1 protein-coding gene is annotated in these 527 nt (G+C 37.2%); it reads left to right on the plus strand.

The features are described from left to right. A partial coding sequence (gene ytpR / locus LD39_RS19780; RefSeq protein WP_035552448.1) for a YtpR family tRNA-binding protein occupies window positions 1-344 on the plus strand: 344 nt, incomplete at its 5' end. Window positions 345-527: the final 183 nt, after the last annotated feature.

Below are 527 nucleotides of genomic sequence, written 5' to 3' on the forward strand. Positions count from 1 at the left end.
TGGATTTCGACTTGAGCCCTAAATTTGTTGTGGGATACGTAAAAGAAAAAAGTCCTCATGAGAACGCAGATAAATTAAGCGTATGCCAGGTTGATGTCGGAGAAGAAACACTTCAAATTGTCTGTGGAGCTCCGAATGTAGATGAAGGGCAGCATGTAGTTGTTGCAAAAGTAGGGGCTACAATGCCTAGTGGAATGAAGATTAAAGATGCAAAATTAAGAGGTGTCGCATCAAGTGGTATGATCTGCTCCGCCAAAGAGCTTGGCTTACCTGATGCTCCAAAGGAGAAAGGAATCTTAGTTCTCGATGATGGGTATCAAACAGGCGAGACGTTTGAATTATAATTTGATGATCGAAAGCAGAGTAGCTTGGCTACTTTGCTTTTTTTTGATTCAAAAGTCATATTTAAAGGGATTGTAAACCAATAATCGTTAGAAAACTGTTAAAATGAAAGATACCACAAGAATGATTTACATAAGAAAAGAGAGTGAAAATATGTGGAACGAATTTAAAAACAAACTAAAAAA

The sequence above is a fragment of the Halobacillus sp. BBL2006 genome, assembly GCF_000786645.1.
Taxonomy (GTDB): domain Bacteria; phylum Bacillota; class Bacilli; order Bacillales; family Halobacillaceae; genus Halobacillus.